The organism is Micromonospora coxensis (assembly GCF_900090295.1).
In the GTDB taxonomy this organism is placed as follows: Bacteria; Actinomycetota; Actinomycetes; order Mycobacteriales; family Micromonosporaceae; genus Micromonospora; species Micromonospora coxensis.
In genome coordinates this window covers 4,351,108-4,366,207 of sequence record NZ_LT607753.1, presented here as the reverse complement: position 1 = coordinate 4,366,207, position 15,100 = coordinate 4,351,108, and the positions used below count along the sequence as shown (strand labels likewise).

Sequence of the window (15,100 nt, the reverse complement as noted above, 5' to 3'; positions counted from 1 at the left end):
TAAGGTGTTCCGCATGCGTCTTGTCCGTCTGCTGCCCGAGCGCTGGCAGAAGTTCATCCACGAGGCGCTCAAATTCGGCATCGTCGGGGGCATCAACACCGTCATCAATTACGCGGTGTTCAACGCCCTGGCACTCACCGTTTTCGTCGACGGCCAACTGAAGGCGACGGTCATCGCCACCATCGTGGCGACGATCACGTCGTATCTGATGAATCGCCACTGGACGTACCGTGATCGGCCGAAAGCAGCGGTTCAGCGCGAATACGTCCTGTTTTTCCTCTTCAACGGCGCGGGTCTGCTCATCGAGCTGGGCGTCCTCGCGGCGGCCAAGTACGGCCTCGGCGTGACCAGCCTGCTCGCGCTCAACGTGGCGAAGACGGGCGGTGTCCTGCTGGCCACCCTGTTCCGGTTCTGGTCCTACCGGACCTTCGTCTTCCAACCGGTCCCGCAGCACGCCGAGGAGACGTGGCACTCCATCCCGCGCGACGAGTGGGACACGATGGCCGAGATGGACCCGGTCGCCGAACTGGCCGAGTCGGTCAGCGAGTTGGAGGAGGCCCAGCAGCAGACGGGCCGACGCGAGCCGGTCACCGAGCCGGTCTTCCCACAGCCCAAGGTGCGACCGGCGCCGCTGGACGCCGGCCTGGGCAGCACGGTCGGCGCCGACCTGGACGCCGAACTCGCCGCCGAACTGCGGGTCGGCAGCCGCCGCCCCCGCCGCTGACCCACCGCACGCCGAACGCCCCCGGGGAATCCCCCGGGGGCGTCTCCGTCCTCACTTACGGACACCCGCACCCGCCGAGCACAGCCCCCACGGCCCGCGTCGATCAAGAGGTTTCGGCACCGGGAAAGCGCTCCCGCACCCCGAAACCTCTTGATCACCGTGCGGGGGGCGGATCACCGTACGGGGGCGGGTCAGGTGGTGGGGTCGCGGAGGGGTTTGCCGTCGCGCATGTCGGCGAGGATCTCGCGCATCTCGCCGTCGCCCAGCGAGTGCTTGTCGTGGTGGGCCTCCACCAGCTCGTAGAGCTTCGTCTGGACCTTGCCCACCTGCGGCACGTCGTGCAGCACGGACTGGCCGCGCTCCCCCGCCGACTCGATGGTGAGCGTCCCGCAGCCCAGCAGCCGCTCGACGAAGCGCTGGCTCATCGCGTGGTCGTTGATCCGGGTCAGCGGGATGTCCCGCCGGTCCCGGGAGAGCACCCCCTGCTGGAGCAGCACCCGCTCGTTGGTGAACAGGTAGTGGGTGGTCCGCCAGACCAGGAACGGCCAGAGCGCCAACCACAGCGCCAGCACCAGGACCAGCCCGGCCAGGACGTAGAGCACGATCGTGCCGCCGTCGCCCTGGGGCAGCAGGATCCCGGCGGCCACCAGCGCGGCGATGCCGAGGCCCAGCACCAGGACCGGCCGCAGCAGCGCCTTCCAGTGCGGATGCAGGTGCAGGACGACGTGCTCGTCCTCGGTGAGCACGTCTTCGGGGAACGCCACGGGAACCTCCTCGCCGGAATCAGTCGCGCCGACCGTAACCGCTCCGGCCGCCTCGACATATCACCCACACGACCCACGTCGTCCCGCACGGCTCCGCAGGCCGCCACCGGCCCCACCCGAGAGCCGTCGGTCCGACGAGCGACGCGACGGCAGGCGGGGTGCGTCAGAGGGGTCGCAGGTGCAGGACGTCACCGGCGGCCAGCGCCCGGCGGCCGTCCGCCGTCTCGACCAGCAACTGGCCGTCGAGGTCCACCCCGACGGCCCGGCCGGTCAGCTCGCCGCCGTCGGGCAGCAGCACCCGTACCCGACGGTCCACCGTGGCGCAGGAGGCCAGGTAGGCGTCGCGCAGGCCGCTGGTCACCGGGTCGCCCCCGGCGGTGCGCCAGCGGTCGTACCACTCGGCGAGGGAGCGCAGCAGGGCGCGCAGCAGCGGATCCCGGTCGGTCGCCACGGCGCCGGCCAGTTGCAGCGAGGTGGCCGGCAGGCCGGTCGGGTTCTCCGGCAGTTCGTCGGCGCGGAGCGTGACGTTGAGACCGATGCCCAGCACGATCGCCGGTGGCTGGGTCGGGGACGCCCCCGGCACCGCCTCGGCGAGGATGCCGCCGCACTTGGCGTCGGAGACCAGCAGGTCGTTCGGCCACTTCAGCCCGGCCTCCAGCTCGGCCAGCCGGGCCACCGCCTCGACCAGCGCGACGCCGGCGAGCAGCGGCAGCCAGCCGTACCCGGTCGCGGGCGCCGGCGGCCAGCCGCGCTCCGCGACGGCCACCCCGGGCCGGAGCAGGACGCTGGTCGCGATGCCGGCGCGGGCCGGCGACTGCCAGACCCGGCCCCGCCGGCCCCGCCCGGCGGTCTGCCGCTCGGCGACCACCACCAGGCCCTCCGGCTCGTCCGCGCGGGCCGCCCGCACCACGTCCGCGTTTGTCGAGCCCGTCTCGACCCGCAGGTCCAGCCGGCGCCACGGCCCGTGCGGCGCGGTCAACGCGCGGGCCAGCCGCGCCGCCGACAGCGGCGGTCGGTCCAGATCGGTGTACGGGGAGCCCGGCATCCCGCCAGCCTACGGCCGGCCGCGACGGAGGGTATTGAGGCGTACTGCACAGCGGCCCCGGCCTGAACCATCGTTATATTCCCAGGGTGACTACCGAGACCGGGATCAACATGCACAGCACCGCGGGCAAGCTGGCGGACCTGGAGCGACGGGTCGACGAGGCGGTGCACGCCGGGTCGGCGCGCGCGGTCGAAAAGCAGCACGCGAGGGGCAAGAAGACCGCCCGGGAGCGGATCGAGCTGCTGCTCGACGAGGGCTCCTTCGTCGAGCTGGACGAGCTGGCCCGGCACCGGTCCACCAACTTCGGACTGGACCGGACCCGCCCGTACGGCGACGGCGTCATCACCGGCTACGGCACCATCGACGGCCGCCAGGTCTGCGTCTTCGCCCAGGACTTCACGGTCTTCGGCGGCTCCCTCGGCGAGGTCTTCGGCGAGAAGATCGTCAAGGTGATGGACCTGGCCATGAAGATCGGCTGCCCGGTCATCGGCATCAACGACTCCGGCGGCGCGCGGATCCAGGAGGGTGTCGCCTCGCTCGGCCTCTACGGCGAGATCTTCTTCCGCAACGTGCGGGCCAGCGGCGTCATCCCGCAGATCTCGCTGATCATGGGTCCGTGCGCGGGCGGCGCGGTCTACTCCCCGGCGGTCACCGACTTCACCGTGATGGTCGACCAGACCTCGCACATGTTCATCACCGGCCCGGACGTCATCAAGACGGTCACCGGCGAGGACGTGGCGATGGAGGAGCTGGGCGGTGCGCGCACCCACAACTCGCGCAGCGGCAACGCGCACTACCTCGCCAGCGACGAGTCCGACGCGATCGAGTACGTCAAGGCGCTGCTGTCGTACCTGCCGTCGAACAACCTCGACGAGCCGGTCGTCTACGACTCCCCGGCCGAGCTGGACGTCACCGACTCCGACCGGGAGCTGGACACCCTGATCCCGGACTCGGCCAACCAGCCGTACGACATGCACCGGGTGATCGAACACGTCCTCGACGACGGCGAGTTCCTGGAGGTCCAGCCCCTCTACGCGCAGAACCTGATCGTCGGCTACGGCCGGGTCGAGGGGCGCCCGGTGGGGGTCGTGGCCAACCAGCCGATGCACTTCGCCGGCACCCTGGACATCGCCGCCAGCGAGAAGGCGGCCCGCTTCGTGCGTACCTGCGACGCCTTCAACATCCCGGTGCTGACCTTCGTGGACGTGCCCGGCTTCCTGCCCGGCACCGGCCAGGAGTGGGACGGCATCATCCGCCGCGGCGCGAAGCTCATCTACGCGTACGCCGAGGCCACCGTCCCGAAGGTCACCGTGATCACCCGCAAGGCGTACGGCGGGGCGTACGACGTGATGGGCTCCAAGCACCTCGGCGCGGACCTGAACTTCGCCTGGCCGACCGCGCAGATCGCGGTGATGGGCGCGCAGGGCGCGGTGAACATCCTCTACCGGCAGGAGCTGGCCGCCGCCGAGGACCCGGTCGCGGTGCGCGCCGAGAAGATCGCCGAGTACGAGGACACCCTGGCCAACCCGTACATCGCCGCCGAGCGCGGGTACGTCGACTCGGTGATCCCGCCGCACGAGACCCGGACCCAGATCGTCCGGGCGCTGCGGGTGCTGCGTACCAAGCGGGAGACCCTGCCGCCGAAGAAGCACGGCAACATCCCGCTCTGACCCGACCGGACCGGGCCGCGCGACCTGCGGGTCGCGCGGCCCGTCCCGTCAGCAGCCCGGGGCGGCGGCGACGCAGAGCCGGCGGGCGGCGGTGCGTCCGAGCGTCTCCAGCTGGGCGTGGCTGAGGCGGAGGCCGGGACGGGTGCCGTCGACCGCCTCCTCGGCGACGTCCGGACCGGTCGCGATCACGGTGACCAGGTCACCGACCCGCACCACCATGGTGACCTCGGTGGGCGGGACCGTGGTCACCACCGTCGCGTCGGCCCGGCCACGCGGCGTCGCCGACGTGTGGCGGAGCATCACCGACTCGTCACCGGCGAACCCGCTGACCGGCGCCTCCCACCGGTGGGTGCTCACGGTGGGCGCCGGCCCGCCGGCCAGCGGCACGGAGTCGGTGGACCGCCACTCGGCGCAGGCGTTCAACAGCACCGAGACGGTCCCGAAGAGCAGTCGACCGTGCCGGGGTTCGAGGCGGTAGACGTCCTGGGTGAGCACCGGCGCCGTCGGGCCGCCGGTCGCCGGGCGCATCAGGGTCTGCGACCGCGACGAGCGGGACGTGGGCCCCGTCGACGGCACCCCCCGCTGGCGGCCGCACGACTCCAGCAGCGGGTCGACCCGTACCGTCTCCCCGAGTCCGGACTCGCCGAGCCGCACGCCGGTCCTCAGCGGCACGTCGCCCGGGTCGAGCAGGACCTCCGGCGGGATCTCGGCCGGCGCGACGGCCGGCGCCGGGGTGGCCGCGACCGGAGGGGCCGGGGTCACCGACCGCCCGACCGCCGCGTACGCGGTGCCCGACACCACGGCGAGCACCGCGGTGGCCGCCAGCAGGGCGGTACGCCGGCTGCGTCGGCGGGCCACGGCGCGGATCTCCTCCGGCTCGGCCCAGCGGACCGCGTTGAGGTCCCGGTGCAGCCGGTCGACGAAGTGCGGATCCTCACGCATCACGCCTCCTCCAGGTCGGCGACGGCGAGCAGTCCGGCCAGCGCGGCCCGCCCTCGGGACAGCCGGGCCTTGACCGTGCCGACCGGTGCCTCGGTCTCCCGGGCCACCTCGGCGACGGGCATGCCGAGCAGGTAGTACATCGCCAGGGCGGTGCGCTGCTCCTCCGGCAGGCGGCGCAGCGCGGCCACCACGTCGACGGTGTCGGTGCCGGGGCCGGGAACGCTCTCCTGGGCCCCGTGCCGCAGGTAGGCCCGGGCCCGGCTGCGCAGGCTGCGCCACCGGCTGACCGCGATCCTGCTGGCCACCACGCGTACCCACGCCTCCGGGTCGTCGTACCCGCTCACCGTGGACCAGCGCTGCCAGGCCCGGATGTACGCCTCCTGGACGGCGTCCTGCGCCTCCGCCAGGTTGCCGGTCAGCACGTAGACGAAGCCGAGCATCCGTTGTCGGCTGCTCCGGTAGAACTCGTCGAACCCGTCGACGTCCGGCACCTGCTACCTCCCCCGTGACGGTCGCAGGGGACACGCACGGCGACCCGGTCGAGGTTGCCGGCCCGGGCGATCAATCTGGCCGGGTTCGGCGGCGGCGATCCTCGGCACCGGCCGTCAGAGGGTGAGGCCGGCGTCGGTGAGGATCGGGCCGGCGAGCAGCATCGCCCCCACCGCGAGCGCCGCCAGGTTCACCAGGCCGAACACGGCCACCCAGAACAGCGCCGGGAACGGCGTCAGCCGGGCCAACTGGTCGGCGTCGGACTCCGGCATCCGGCCCCGGGCGCGCAGCCGTTGCAGCTCCACCACCGGGCGTACGCCGCCGAGCAGCAGGAACCAGACCGAGGTCCAGGCGAACGCGGCCTGGGTCTGCGGTGAGGCGTACCAGGAGACGACGAGCACCACCCCGCCGGTGACCAGCAGGGAGAGCACCCCGTAGACGTTGCGGATCATCACGAGCATGGCGAGCAGCAGCGCCACGGTGATCCAGAGCAGCAGGGTGATCCGGTTGCCGCCGAGCAGCCACGCCCCGGCGAGCCCGACCAGCGACGGGGCGACGTACCCGGCGAGCAGGGTGAGGATCATGCCGGGTCCGGTGGGACGTCCGGCGGAGAGGGTGAGCCCGGAGGTGTCCGAGTGCAGCCGGATGCCGTGCAGCCGGCGACCGGTGAGCAGCGCCGCCAGGGCGTGCCCGCCCTCGTGGGCGATGGTCACCGCGTTGCGGGCGATCCGCCAGGGCAGCCGGGTGGCGACCACCACCAGGGCGACCAGCGCGGTGACGAGCACGAGCAGGGGCGGGGGGTCGGGTTGGGCGCTGAAGAGCTTGTCCCAGAGGTCGCCCAGCCCGTCGATCGACACCATGGGCGGGGAGCCTACCGCCCGGCGCTGTGTCGTTCGGCGGGCCCGACCTCGTATCGTGTGAGACTGAGCAGGTGGCGATCGGAGCGGGAGGTGAACGCCGGTGAGCGCGGCACCCCTGGAACACCACGTCGGCCTCTGGACGGAGGCCGACTACTTCGCCATGGACGAGTCGTCGCACCGGATCGAACTGCTCGACGGGAGCCTGATCGTGAGCCCTGCTCCGAGCAAGCGCCACCAGCTGGTGTCCCGTCTGCTGGCCAACAGCCTCCAAGCCGCAACGCACGGCCTCCTGGTCTTCGAGGCAGTCAACCTGCGGCTCGGCACGAACCGGATCGTGATCCCGGACGTGGTGGTCGCCGACACCGACGACGAGGGCACGGTGGTCGAGGCGGGCGAGGTCGCGCTGGTCTGCGAGATCGTCTCGCCCGGCAACGCGGCTGCGGACCGGCTGGTCAAGATGCAGCTCTACGCCATCGCCCGGATCCCCTGGTACCTGCTGGTGGAGCAGGACGGCGAGACACATTCCCTGCGGCTGTACCGGCTCGATGGTGAGCACTACGTCGAGGACCAGGTGGCCAAGGCCGGTGAGACGCTGACCCTGGCCGAGCCGTTCCGCTGGCAGATCGACCCCGCCGCGCTGCGCTGACCGTTACCGATCAGTCTTGCAAAAGACGTCGAAAGCCGTCGATGAAAATTTCCTTAGGCCCTCTTGCGCTCTTGGGCAACTAGCTCCAAAGATTGTCGTCAATCGATCGGCGTCTCTGGAGGCATCCATGACCCGTACCAGATTCTCGCTGCGCCGGCTCCTCGCCGCCGGCCTCACCGTCGCCGCCACGGCGGCCGCGGCCCTGGTCGTCACCGCCACGCCGGCGGCTGCGGCGACCGTACCCGGCATCGACGTCTCCCGCTGGCAGGGATCCATCAACTGGACCAGCGTCCGCAACTCCGGCATCCAGTTCGCCTTCATCAAGGCCACCGAGGGTACGAGCTACAAGGACCCGAACTTCAACAGCAACTACACCAACGCGTACTACGCCGGGGTGATCCGCGGGGCGTACCACTTCGCCCGGCCGAACATCTCCTCCGGCGCGACCCAGGCCAACTACCTGGCCAGCAACGGTGGCGCGTGGTCGGCCGACAGCCGGACGCTGCCCGCCGCGCTCGACGTCGAGGGCAACCCCTACGCCGGCGGCTACTGCTACGGCCTGTCCACCTCCGGCATGCGCAGCTGGATCCAGGACTTCCTCAACACCTACCGCGCCCGCACCGGCCGGTACGCGGTCATCTACACCACCACCAGCTGGTGGAACCAGTGCACCGGCAGCTGGACCGGCCCGTGGGCCAACCACCCGCTGTGGATCGCCCGCTGGGCGAGCAGCCCGGGCACCCTGCCCGCCGGCGCCCCGTTCTGGAGCTTCTGGCAGTACACCGACTCGGGCAGCGTCTCCGGGATCAGCGGCAACGTCGACCGCAACTACTGGAACGGCGACCGCACCCGGCTGATCGCGCTGGCGAACAACACCTGAGCCAGCCCCCGATACGGGTCGGCGGCAGCGGGATCGATCATCACCGTACGGTCGATGACTGGTCCGGCTGCCGCCACCGTCGGGTCCGGATTCAGGCCTCCTGCCGGGTGACCACCGGCACGGCGTCGTCACGGGTCAGGGCGGTGCGTCGGGTGAACCGCCAGGCGGCGATCCCGGCAGCGGTGAGCGCCACGACGGCGAGCAACGCGACCAGCACCGACAGGCCGACACTGACCATCAACAGGACGATGTCGCCGAGCGCGACCAGCATCCACAGTGCCAGCCGGGGCCGGGTGTCCTTGCGTCGGGAACCCATGTCGTACCTCCTTCCGTCGTCAGGGGTGGGATACCCCGTACGACGGAGAGTCATGCGAATCGAATTCGCACCGGTACGAATCCCAGGCGTCAGTTCACCCGGTCGGGCTTGAACCCCTTGACGATCTGGTCGAAGGTGGCGAGCTGGGCCTGCCAGTCCTTCTCCGCGACCTCCCACCGGATGGCGTAGCCCCGGTTGCTGGCGGTGGCGAAGCCCCGGTTGCGGACGTGGATCCGGGTGCCGTCCCGGCTCTCCAGCCACTCCCAGTCGGCGCAGGTCCGGTACCAGTCGCAGCGCTCGATGCCGAGGTACTGGTAGTTGTTGACGTACCGCTTGCGGCTCGGCTCCTGGGCCCGCCAATCGGCGACCGCGTCCGGCTTGGGGTTGCTGCCCCACTGCACGAGCATCTCGCCGACCCCGTTGCGCTGGGCGAAGATGACGGTGTCCCCGCCCGTGCGGACGACCCGCCAGCCCGGCGGGACCGGGATGGAGAAGGTGGGCCCCTTGTGCAGGGTCCAGCCCGCCGGCAGCGCGTTCGGGTCGGTGGACGGGGTGGCCGACGGCGTCGGGCTGGGCGGCGCGGCGCTGGTCGGCGGCGGCGCGGCCGGAGCCGTCGTCGGGGCCGGGACCGACGACGAGGTCCCGGCGCTGGGCGGGCCGGCCTGCTGGCCGTCGTCCTCCGGGTCGCCACCACGGCCGAGCAGCGGGACGAGCACCGCGAGGCCGACCAGCAGCACGAGCACCACCGCGCCGATCAGCAGGTTCCGCTTGCGCTGGTCGTGCTTCGTCCCGTCGTACACCGAGCCGGGGAGGCGCTCGGCGGGCGCGGCGGCCGGGCTGACCGGGGCGGGCATCACGGACGTGGGGTTGGTGCGCTTCGGCGCCTCGGCCTCGGCGGTCGGCGCGGTGTCCGGCTTCGGCGGGTCGACCTTGGCGGTCGGCGCCGCGTCGGCGTTCGCGGGCACCTTGGCGGTCGCGTCGTCGGCGGCCGTCGCGCCGGCCGCCGCGGCGGTCTTCGACGGCGCGGTCGGCTTCGGCGTCGACTCGGACCGCTCGGCCGCGCGCGGCGCGGGGACCAGCGGTGGGCGCGGCTCGCGCGGGCCGTTCGGCCCCGGCCGGCGTACGCCGTCGAGCAGCGGGATGCTCTTCGCCCGCTTGCCGCCGGCGCGGCGCAGCAGCCGCTCGGCCACCTCGGCGGTGATCCGCTCCTTCGGGTCCTTGCGGAGCAGCCCCTGCAGGACCGGCTTCAGCGGGCCGGCGTTCTTCGGCGGCGGCAGCGGCTCGGTGGCCAGCGCGGCCAGCGTGGCGATCGCCGACGGCCGCGCGTACGGCGACTTGCCCTCGACCGCCGCGTACAGGGTGGCGCCCAGCGACCAGAGGTCGGCCTCCGGACCGGCCGTGCCGTCCCTGGCCCGCTCCGGCGCGATGTACGCGGGCGAGCCGAGCACCATGCCGGTGCGGGTCACGTTCGGGTCGCCGGGGATGGTGGCCAGACCGAAATCGGTCAGCACCACCCGGCCGTCGGTGCCGAGCAGCACGTTGCCCGGCTTGATGTCCCGGTGCATCACGCCGGCCTTGTGCGCCGCCTTCAACGCCCCGAGCACACCGAGGCCGATCTCGACCGCCTTCGCCGGCGGCACCGGACCGTCCTCGGCCAGGGTGTCCTGGAGGGACTTCGACGCGACGTACTCCATGACGATCCAGGGATCGCCGTCGGTGCGCAGCACGTCGAAGATGCGGACCACGTTGACGTGGTTCAGCCGGGCGATGGCCCGGGCCTCCCGCAACGACCGCTCCCGCATCTCGCGGCGCTCGTCGTCGGTCAGGCTGGGCGGCGGGACCAACTCCTTGATCGCCACGTCCCGGTGCAGAACCTCGTCCCGCGCCTTCCACACCCGACCCATGCCGCCCTGACCGAGCGGCGAAATGAGCCGGTACCGGTCGGCGACGAGTTGGGGAAGCGCATCAGACATCGCTGAGACGGTACCCGGCGCCGCCAACGCGTACACCGCCGGCACGCCACTGTGCGGCGAAGGTCAAGTTCGCGACGCGTACGCTGACGGCATGTCTGCCGAAGAGCCGCTGTTCCGGGTCGTCCGGGGAGTCCCGACCGCCGAAGAACTGGCCGCGCTGGTGGGCGCGATCGTCGCCCGGTCCCGACCGGTCGCCGCGCCCGCGCCGGCGGCCGTCTCCACCTGGGCGCGCAGCGCGCGCCCCGCCGCCGCCACCCCCGGCGTCGGCCCGGGCGCGTGGCGCTCCTCCGGCCTGCCGCGCTGACCCGCCCGGGTACGCGGCCCGGTTCGTCCCTCCTCGTCGGGGCTGCCGAGATCGCGCGGAACCCATTAACCTCACTCAGGGGAACGGGGCCGTGACGGGTAGGGAGGATCGATGATCCCTGAGGAGGACCGCCCAGCTTCCTGGCTGCGCGACAACGACCGCATCGAAGCCGACATCCGCCAGATGCGGGAGTTCGCCGACCGGCTCCAGGCCGAGGTCGACCGCAACTACGCACCGCACCTGTCCTACATCGCGGACGACATGACAGCCGCCATTCCCGACCCGTGCGACGCGTTCATCGAACTGGTGCAGTTCCTGCGCGCCCACCACGAGACCCAGCAGGCCACCGCCAACACGGTGTGGGACCTGGGTGGGGCGACCGGCCACCTGGCCGGCGCCGCCGGCAAGATCGCCTCCGAGTACGAGGGCGCGGACGCGTTCGCCGCCGCCCGGGTCGGCGACGTACGGGAGGCGCTCGCCCGCCCGTACGCCGTGCTGCCGCACGGCCGAGCCGCCCTCACCGACCCCACCGGCCCGGACAACCGGGGGCCGGTGGTGCTGCCGTGATCGAACGGGGCGGCGGCCGGACGTCCGGCCTCACCGACTGGCAGTTGATGGACGTGCAGAGCATGTGGGCCTGCCTCCAGGACCACGACACCAGCGGGCACTGGAAGCAGGTCGCCGGTTGGCGCAAGGTGTGCGACCTCGCGATGAACCACATGCGGCGGCTGCACGAGTACCGCCGCGGCCTGGCCGAGGCGTGGCCGCCGGAGACCAACGCCGCCGCCCGGGCGTACCTGGCCGAACTGGACCAGCTCATCGAGAAGGTGCAGCGCACCCACGACACCGCCGCCGCCAACCACGACGCGCTCGCCGCCGCCACCCGCGCCATCGACAGCGCCCGGCCGCAGGTCAAGACCCTCTACGAGCAGTACGCGACGAAGCTGGCGCAGAAGCGCTCGTACGAGGAGATGATCACCGACCCAAAGGCGTTGGCCGGTAACCGTACGACGAAGCCGCCGGTGACGGACGCGGATCTGGAGCAGTTGAACTCGCAGGCCCGCGGGATCATGTTCGGGTTGAGCGGCGAACTACAACAGGCCCAGGTCATGCTCCAAAAGCCGCCGCCGAGGCCCACTCCCGGTAGGCAAATCGAAAACCCTGATGCCTACGCTGTCGGCCCTGCTCCACTTATCCCTCCGGTTATTCCTGTACCTCTTGCAGTCTCAACCGAGAACCGGTCTGTGAATGGCGCGGGTAAGGCGACCGCACCGGTTCCCATCCAAGGCGCGCCAAGCGTTGGCCCCGTCCTCGGCGGAGCAAACACTGGCTTAGCCCATCCACCCGCATCTGGCCAGCCGGGCGTATTGCCAGGAGGCCCAGGAAGCTCCACGTCCACCCCTGGGCCTGCATCCAGCCTCGGGCTGCCAATTGGCCAAAGCGGCGGAAATAGCGGTTTACGAGGACCGGCCACCCGTTCGGGCCCGGGAAGCACCAATCAGGGCTCTAACTCTGCTCGCGCCTTCCCTTCTCGACCAGTACACCCAGGAGGTTTGATCGGCGGCGTCCCCGGTCTACCACTGGGGCAGCCAGGTGGAGGTACATCGCCTCGACGCGTCAACCCAGTCGGCGGAGTAATCGGCGGTGGGGCCGCCGGGACGGCACCCACGGGAGCCGCTGGGTCTCGCCCCGGCGGAGGTCGCGGACAACTAAGCAGCATGCCCGGCCTGCATCCAATCGGGGGCAGCCCTGGTATGGGAGGCGGGGGTCAGGGAATCGGCAACACAACGGGAAGGAGGCCGGCTCGCCAAGAGCAGGTGGGCGGCGAGTCACGGCGCTGGGATCCGGACAATCCCTGGGAGACAGACGAGGGAGTGAGCCCCGTGGTCCTTCCGCCAGACGAGGACGGACCCATCGACCCGGGTCCAGCTATCGGCTTCCAAAAGTGACCACTCGGTCAGGTGGGCTCCTTGTCTCAATTGTCGCCCTATTGACTGTAGGTACCCCTACCTCGGTCGTTGCGGCACAAGCCTCGCCACAACCCCCGCCCGAGAAGCGAGTGCGCAGCGATCAGTGGCACTTGCGATTTCTTCGCGTGACTGACGCACACCGGATCAGCCAAGGCGATGGAGTCACGGTAGCGGTACCGGACACCGGCGTGGCCCCCCACCCCGATCTGATAGGTAATCTGCTTGCTGGGCGAGACTTGATCCCGGGCGGCAGCGGAGATGGCCGACAAGACAAGGACAGCCACGGCACTTCGATGGCAGGATTGATCGCTGCCCATGGAAGAGAGCCAGGATCTGGTGCCCTAGGGATCGCCCCCAAGGCGAAGGTCTTGCCTATAAGGACCAAGCTAGTCAACGATCATGGAGACACAGAAGACCTCGCTGCCGCCGTCGAGTGGGCAACATCGCAAGGCGCAGATGTTATAAGCATCTCAGCGGTCGCTGGAGCTAGCCCAAGACTGCAGCGAGCAGTAAGAAGCGCACTACAGGCAAATATTGTCATTGTTGCAGCGGCAGGAAATAGCCCAGAAGACCTCAATGTGGGGTACCCCGCTTCAGAGGAAGGAGTAATCGGCGTAGGCGGAGTCGACCATCTCGGAGAACACGCGACAATATCGGTTAGAGGCGCAAAGATAGACGTCGCAGCTCCGGCGGTAGATATCTACAGCACTAGCTATGGCGCGAAGTATTCCAAGGGCACAGGAACCTCTAGCGCCACTGCAATTGTTGCCGGAGCTGCCGCTCTCATACGTTCCAAGTACCCTCACCTGCCCGCCGCCGAAGTCGCACACCGGCTCACTGCCACCGCTGTCGACAAGGGCCCACCCGGCCGTGACGACGAGTACGGCTACGGAGTCATCGACCTCGTCGCCGCGCTCACCGCCGACGTACCTCCTCTGGGCTTCGAGTCGTCGACGGTCACCCCACCACCTGACGGCGCTGCACCCACGGTCCCCGCAGGTGGTGACGGCGACGACGCAGCGACCGCTCGTGGTCTCGTCACGCTCGGCGTGATCGCCGCCGCCGGTGGCGGTTACCTCATCTGGCGTCGCCGTCGCCGTGCCGACGACCCGCCGCCCCGGATCAGCCGGTAGCGTCGGCGACGTGCCGAACTCCCTGCCACTGCGCCTCGTTCTCGCGTCCCAGAGTCCCGCCCGCCGCAAGCTCCTCCAGGCCGCCGGGATCGAACCCGACGTGCTGGTCAGCGGCGTCGACGAGTCCCAGGTGGTCAGCGACCGGGCCGAGGATCTGTGCCTGGAACTGGCCCGGCTTAAGGCGCTGGCGGTGCTGGACCGCCTGCGCGCCACCCCGGACGAGCGCACCCTGGTGCTGGGTTGTGACTCGGTGCTGGCGTTCGACGGGGAGATCCTGGGCAAGCCGGCGGACGCCGCCGACGCGACGGACCGCTGGCGGCGGATGCGGGGGCGCAGCGGGGTGCTGCACACCGGGCACTGCCTGGTGGACGTGACCCACGAGGCCCGGGCGGAGGCGGTGGCGTCGACGGTGGTGCACTTCGCCGACATCAGCGACGACGAGATCGCCGCATACGTGGCGACCGGGGAGCCGTTGGCGGTGGCGGGGGCGTTCACCATCGACGGGTTGGGCGGGGCGTTCCTGACCGGGATCGAGGGCGACCCGGGCACGGTGGTGGGTCTCTCGCTGCCGATGCTGCGCCGGCTGCTCGGCGAGTTGGAACTCGACATCACGGACCTGTGGACGAAGGTCGCGCCGGGGGGCCAGGAGGTCGCCCATCTCGGCTAGCGTCCGGACATGACCTCCAAGCCCTTGCCGCTGACACCGGAACTGCACGCGTACCTCGTCTCCCACGGGTCGTCGCCGGACGAGATCGTCCGCGACCTGGCCGAGGAGACGATGGCCGCTCTGCCCGACCAGGCGGTGATGCAGGTGGCGCCGGAGCAGGCGGCGTTCCTCACCTTCCTCACCCGGCTGCTCGGCGTACGGCAGGCGGTGGAGGTGGGCACGTTCACCGGGCTCTCCTCGCTGGCCATCGCCCGTGGTCTACCGGACGGCGGCAGGTTGACCTGCTTCGACATCTCGGAGGAGTACACCGGCATCGCCCGGCGGTACTGGGAGCGGGCGGGTGTCGCCGACCGGATCGAGCTGCGGATCGGCCCGGCCGGGGACACGCTGCGCGAACTGCCGCTGGAGCGTCACCTGGACTTCGCGTTCATCGACGCCGACAAGACCGGCTACCCGGTGTACTGGGACGAGCTGGTGCCCCGGATGCGCCCCGGCGGCGTGATCGCGGTGGACAACACGCTGCGCGGCGGTCGGGTGCTCGCCCCGCGCGACGCCGACGACCGGGCGATCGCCGCCTTCAACGACGAGGTGCTGGCCGACGTCCGAGTCGAGGCGGTGATGCTCCCGATCGCCGACGGGGTCACCCTGGCCCGGGTGCGTTGACGGCAGATCGGCTCCGTGTCGCCGAATCGGTGGGGTCGCCCGCGTCCCGCCCCC

Annotated in this window: 17 protein-coding genes; 9 read left to right on the top strand and 8 right to left on the bottom strand. The window is 71.1% G+C overall.

What is annotated here, in order from left to right:
• Positions 1–13: 13 nt before the first annotated feature.
• Positions 14–724, top strand: coding sequence for a GtrA family protein (locus GA0070614_RS20045; protein ID WP_088977405.1), 711 nt, complete (start codon positions 14–16; stop codon positions 722–724).
• 191 nt (positions 725–915) lie between these two features.
• Here GA0070614_RS20045 and GA0070614_RS20040 read toward each other — a convergent pair whose 3' ends face one another.
• Together GA0070614_RS20040 and GA0070614_RS20035 are read right to left on the bottom strand one after the other, a co-directional pair.
• Positions 916–1,488 carry a PH domain-containing protein gene (locus GA0070614_RS20040; RefSeq protein WP_088977404.1) on the bottom strand — a complete coding sequence of 191 codons (573 nt, stop codon included), beginning with the start codon at positions 1,486–1,488 and terminating at the stop codon, positions 916–918.
• A 163-nt stretch (positions 1,489–1,651) separates the two neighbouring features.
• On the bottom strand, positions 1,652–2,533 hold the full coding sequence (locus GA0070614_RS20035; RefSeq protein WP_088977403.1) for a biotin--[acetyl-CoA-carboxylase] ligase: 882 nt from the start codon (positions 2,531–2,533) through the stop codon (positions 1,652–1,654).
• An 86-nt stretch (positions 2,534–2,619) separates the two neighbouring features.
• Between GA0070614_RS20035 and GA0070614_RS20030 the strand changes: the two genes are divergently transcribed.
• Positions 2,620–4,203 (top strand): acyl-CoA carboxylase subunit beta, encoded by a 1,584-nt coding sequence (locus tag GA0070614_RS20030; protein WP_088977402.1) that lies wholly within the window; start codon positions 2,620–2,622, stop codon positions 4,201–4,203.
• A 48-nt stretch (positions 4,204–4,251) separates the two neighbouring features.
• On the opposite strand, the gene GA0070614_RS20025 is transcribed toward GA0070614_RS20030, so the two are convergent.
• The 3 genes from GA0070614_RS20025 to GA0070614_RS20015 all read right to left on the bottom strand — a co-directional run bounded on the left by GA0070614_RS20025 (position 4,252) and on the right by GA0070614_RS20015 (position 6,494).
• A complete protein-coding gene (locus GA0070614_RS20025) occupies positions 4,252–5,145 on the bottom strand; it encodes a hypothetical protein (protein WP_088977401.1) in 894 nt (297 codons plus the stop codon).
• A complete protein-coding gene (locus tag GA0070614_RS20020; RefSeq protein ID WP_088977400.1) occupies positions 5,145–5,636 on the bottom strand; it encodes a SigE family RNA polymerase sigma factor in 492 nt (163 codons plus the stop codon). The genes GA0070614_RS20025 and GA0070614_RS20020 overlap by 1 nt, the downstream gene beginning before the upstream one ends.
• A gap of 114 nt (positions 5,637–5,750) precedes the next feature.
• The gene (locus tag GA0070614_RS20015) at positions 5,751–6,494 is read right to left on the bottom strand and encodes a M50 family metallopeptidase (RefSeq protein ID WP_088977399.1); all 744 of its coding nucleotides are present in this window, start codon (positions 6,492–6,494) and stop codon (positions 5,751–5,753) included.
• Positions 6,495–6,594: 100 nt separating this feature from the next.
• Between GA0070614_RS20015 and GA0070614_RS20010 the strand changes: the two genes are divergently transcribed.
• Entirely contained in the window at positions 6,595–7,140 is a 546-nt protein-coding gene (locus tag GA0070614_RS20010) for a Uma2 family endonuclease (protein WP_231933340.1), read from the top strand.
• A 127-nt stretch (positions 7,141–7,267) separates the two neighbouring features.
• Positions 7,268–8,020: a lysozyme gene (locus GA0070614_RS20005; protein ID WP_088977398.1), complete on the top strand. Its 753-nt coding sequence runs from the start codon at positions 7,268–7,270 to the stop codon at positions 8,018–8,020.
• 91 nt (positions 8,021–8,111) lie between these two features.
• On the opposite strand, the gene GA0070614_RS20000 is transcribed toward GA0070614_RS20005, so the two are convergent.
• The gene (locus tag GA0070614_RS20000) at positions 8,112–8,336 is read right to left on the bottom strand and encodes a hypothetical protein (RefSeq protein WP_088977397.1); all 225 of its coding nucleotides are present in this window, start codon (positions 8,334–8,336) and stop codon (positions 8,112–8,114) included.
• A gap of 89 nt (positions 8,337–8,425) precedes the next feature.
• A complete protein-coding gene (locus GA0070614_RS19995; RefSeq protein WP_088977396.1) occupies positions 8,426–10,309 on the bottom strand; it encodes a serine/threonine-protein kinase in 1,884 nt (627 codons plus the stop codon).
• A gap of 91 nt (positions 10,310–10,400) precedes the next feature.
• Between GA0070614_RS19995 and GA0070614_RS19990 the strand changes: the two genes are divergently transcribed.
• Positions 10,401–10,613 (top strand): acyl-CoA carboxylase subunit epsilon, encoded by a 213-nt coding sequence (locus GA0070614_RS19990; protein WP_088977395.1) that lies wholly within the window; start codon positions 10,401–10,403, stop codon positions 10,611–10,613.
• A gap of 111 nt (positions 10,614–10,724) precedes the next feature.
• Positions 10,725–11,180 (top strand): hypothetical protein, encoded by a 456-nt coding sequence (locus GA0070614_RS19985; protein WP_088977394.1) that lies wholly within the window; start codon positions 10,725–10,727, stop codon positions 11,178–11,180.
• 355 nt (positions 11,181–11,535) lie between these two features.
• Here the strand turns inward: GA0070614_RS19985 and GA0070614_RS31555 are convergent, their stop codons facing one another.
• Positions 11,536–11,724: a hypothetical protein gene (locus GA0070614_RS31555; RefSeq protein WP_157745047.1), complete on the bottom strand. Its 189-nt coding sequence runs from the start codon at positions 11,722–11,724 to the stop codon at positions 11,536–11,538.
• An 867-nt stretch (positions 11,725–12,591) separates the two neighbouring features.
• Between GA0070614_RS31555 and mycP the strand changes: the two genes are divergently transcribed.
• From mycP to GA0070614_RS19965, 3 genes are read left to right on the top strand one after another with little or no spacing between them, the layout of a single operon-like run.
• Positions 12,592–13,716 (top strand): type VII secretion-associated serine protease mycosin, encoded by a 1,125-nt coding sequence (mycP, locus tag GA0070614_RS19975; RefSeq protein WP_088979537.1) that lies wholly within the window; start codon positions 12,592–12,594, stop codon positions 13,714–13,716.
• Positions 13,717–13,726: 10 nt separating this feature from the next.
• Entirely contained in the window at positions 13,727–14,383 is a 657-nt protein-coding gene (locus GA0070614_RS19970) for a Maf family protein (protein WP_088979536.1), read from the top strand.
• A gap of 9 nt (positions 14,384–14,392) precedes the next feature.
• Positions 14,393–15,046 (top strand): O-methyltransferase, encoded by a 654-nt coding sequence (locus tag GA0070614_RS19965; protein ID WP_088977393.1) that lies wholly within the window; start codon positions 14,393–14,395, stop codon positions 15,044–15,046.
• The last annotated feature ends 54 nt before the right edge of the window (positions 15,047–15,100 follow it).

Coding starts and splice junctions, on each gene's coding strand:
- GA0070614_RS20045 (WP_088977405.1), top strand. CDS start 14: ATGCGTCTTGTCCGTCTGCTGCCCGAGCGCTGGCAGAAGTTCATCCAC.
- GA0070614_RS20035 (WP_088977403.1), bottom strand. CDS start 2,533: ATGCCGGGCTCCCCGTACACCGATCTGGACCGACCGCCGCTGTCGGCG.
- GA0070614_RS20025 (WP_088977401.1), bottom strand. CDS start 5,145: ATGCGTGAGGATCCGCACTTCGTCGACCGGCTGCACCGGGACCTCAAC.
- GA0070614_RS20015 (WP_088977399.1), bottom strand. CDS start 6,494: ATGGTGTCGATCGACGGGCTGGGCGACCTCTGGGACAAGCTCTTCAGC.
- GA0070614_RS20005 (WP_088977398.1), top strand. CDS start 7,268: ATGACCCGTACCAGATTCTCGCTGCGCCGGCTCCTCGCCGCCGGCCTC.
- GA0070614_RS20000 (WP_088977397.1), bottom strand. CDS start 8,336: ATGGGTTCCCGACGCAAGGACACCCGGCCCCGGCTGGCACTGTGGATG.
- GA0070614_RS19995 (WP_088977396.1), bottom strand. CDS start 10,309: ATGTCTGATGCGCTTCCCCAACTCGTCGCCGACCGGTACCGGCTCATT.
- GA0070614_RS19990 (WP_088977395.1), top strand. CDS start 10,401: ATGTCTGCCGAAGAGCCGCTGTTCCGGGTCGTCCGGGGAGTCCCGACC.
- GA0070614_RS19985 (WP_088977394.1), top strand. CDS start 10,725: ATGATCCCTGAGGAGGACCGCCCAGCTTCCTGGCTGCGCGACAACGAC.
- GA0070614_RS31555 (WP_157745047.1), bottom strand. CDS start 11,724: ATGACCTGGGCCTGTTGTAGTTCGCCGCTCAACCCGAACATGATCCCG.
- GA0070614_RS19965 (WP_088977393.1), top strand. CDS start 14,393: ATGACCTCCAAGCCCTTGCCGCTGACACCGGAACTGCACGCGTACCTC.